Origin of the sequence: Marinobacter salexigens, assembly GCF_002806945.1 — a bacterium.
Classification (GTDB): Bacteria; Pseudomonadota; Gammaproteobacteria; order Pseudomonadales; family Oleiphilaceae; genus Marinobacter; species Marinobacter salexigens.
In genome coordinates, this window is sequence record NZ_NIHC01000021.1 from 1 (window position 1) to 2,241 (window position 2,241).

Here is a 2,241-nt window from a genome sequence, read left to right on the forward strand (position 1 = left end):
CACATCTTTATGCTGGGAGGAGAAAGCTATCGACTGAAGCAGAAAACCACAAACTAGACTATGAAAGGTGGGTCAATTTTATTGGCCAAAGGTGGGTCAAAATAAATGGCCATTGACAGCTGGTGGCCGAGTGCCAAAATCCTGGTGCGTCTGTTTCCCGTATTGCCCTGGATAATGACCTCAACGCCAACCAACTTCGGCGTTGGATCAGAGAGTCGAAGCAAGTAGAGGGAAGCCAACCCCCAGCCTTTGTACCGTTTCGTTTGCCGGCTGCGGACGGGCATACGACGAAGCCGGTTGATAAAGGTCACACCATCCGAATCGAGATTCCACGAGCCGGCGGTCCGGTTGTGGTGGAATGGCCCGCCGATCAAGGTCAGCAATGCGCGGCGTTTTTGCGCGAACTGTTGCCATGATCTACATTGACGAGATCTGGCTGGCCACCGAGCCCTTGGATATGCGGGCCGGGCCAGACACGGCGTTGGCACGTGTCGTTCAGGTGTTTGGCTCAGCCCGACCTCATTGTGCGTACCTGTTCGCCAACAAACGGGGCAACCGAATGAAAGTGTTGATCCATGATGGTCTTGGTATATGGCTCTGTGCCCGTCGTTTGAACCGGGGCAAGTTCCACTGGGGCGAAACCTGGCGTGGCAAACAACTACTATTAACGAACGAGCAGTTGGCCGCACTGGTGCAAGGTCTGCCCTGGCAGCGTCTTGGCGCTGCCGGTGTGATCTCGGTTCTGTAACCACAAGCCGGATACCCAGACCATCATCAGAATGGCGCATCGTCTTGGTGGTCATGGCTTGGCATACTGTTCGGTATGTCACAACCCCCCGATCTTAACCAACTCTCTGCCGATCAACTCCGTGCCCTGGCAACGGAGTTGATGGCGTCCCTGGACGCCAAGGAACAGGCGCTGAGCCTGAAAGATCGAACACTGGTGCACCGCGATGCGGTCATCGAAAAGCTGACCCATGAGCTTGCCATTCTGAAGCGCCATAAGTTCGCCAAGCGCAGCGAACAACTGGATGCGCTTCAGCGCAACCTGCTGGATGAGCTGATCGATGGCGATCTGGCCGCCATTGAAGCGGAGCTGGCACAGCTCACCGCTGATGAAACACCAGCAAAGCCTAAGCAGCAGCCCAAACGCACGTCGCTGCCGCCCGAACTGCCCCGCACATTGATCCAACACGAGCCTGAGAACACCCAGTGCCGCTGTGGATGCCAACTCAAGCGCATAGGCGAAGACGTCAGTGAAAAGCTGGATTACGTGCCGGGCGAGTTCACAGTAGAGCGGCACATCCGAGGCAAATGGGCCTGTGAGCAGTGCGAAACCTTGACCCAGGCACCGGTACCTCCGCAGGTCATCAATAAAGGCATTCCCACCGCCGGATTATTGGCTCAGGTACTGGTGGCCAAGTACTCGGATCATCTGCCGCTATACCGTCAAGAACGCATCTTCGGTCGTGCTGGCCTCGCCATCCCGCGCTCCACTCTGGCGGAGTGGGTAGGCGCTTGCGGTGTGCAGCTGCAACCGCTGGTGAATGCTCTCCGAAATGCACTGCTGGAACACGGCGTTCTGCACGCCGATGAAACACCGGTCAGCATGCTGGCCCCGGGCAAGAAGAAAACCCACAAAGCCTACGTCTGGGCCTACTGCACCACACCATTCTCCGATCTGAAGGCCATTGTTTACGACTTCGCTCCAACCCGGGCGGGAGCGCACGCTCGAACCTTCCTGGAAGGCTGGCAAGGCAAACTGGTCTGTGACGATTACTCGGGCTACAAGGCGGGGTTCGGTAACGGCATCACTGAAATCGGTTGTCTGGCTCATGCTCGTCGCAAGTTCTACGACCTGCACGAAGCCAACAAGAGCGAACTGGCCGCCAAAGCCTTGGAATACATCGGTGGGCTCTACGAGATCGAGCGGGAATCCAAAGACCTGCCACCGGATAAGCGGCAGGAAATCAGGCAAACCAAAGCCAAACCGCTTGCCGATGCGCTGCATCAGTGGATGCTGGTGCATCGACAGAAAGTTCCGGATGGCTCCGGCACGGCCAAAGCCCTGGATTACAGCCTCAAACGGTGGGAAGCGCTGACGCGCTACCTGGACGATGGTGCTGTGCCCATCGACAACAACTGGGTGGAAAACCAGATCCGGCCCTGGGCATTGGGCCGCAGCAATTGGCTGTTCGCGGGTTCACTGCGCAGTGGTCAACGTGCGGCTGCGGTCATGAC

The 2,241-nt window shown here is 57.5% G+C and carries 3 protein-coding genes; all 3 read left to right on the top strand.

Annotated elements, in window-relative coordinates; translation table 11 throughout:
* Positions 1 to 122 precede the first annotated feature (122 nt).
* Positions 123 to 416, top strand: coding sequence for a transposase (locus tag CDH47_RS17875; protein ID WP_161494507.1), 294 nt, complete (start codon positions 123 to 125; stop codon positions 414 to 416).
* The gene (gene tnpB, locus CDH47_RS17420) at positions 383 to 748 is read left to right on the top strand and encodes an IS66 family insertion sequence element accessory protein TnpB (RefSeq protein WP_239985896.1); all 366 of its coding nucleotides are present in this window, start codon (positions 383 to 385) and stop codon (positions 746 to 748) included. Before CDH47_RS17875 ends, tnpB begins: the two co-directional genes overlap by 34 nt.
* Before the next feature lie 75 nt (positions 749 to 823).
* On the top strand, positions 824 to 2,241 hold a 1,418-nt coding region (tnpC, locus tag CDH47_RS17425), incomplete at its 3' end, for an IS66 family transposase (RefSeq protein WP_100641618.1).

Bases quoted from the DNA above. Each gene is read 5' to 3' on its own strand.
- tnpB (WP_239985896.1), top strand. From the start codon at position 383: ATGCGCGGCGTTTTTGCGCGAACTGTTGCCATGATCTACATTGACGAG.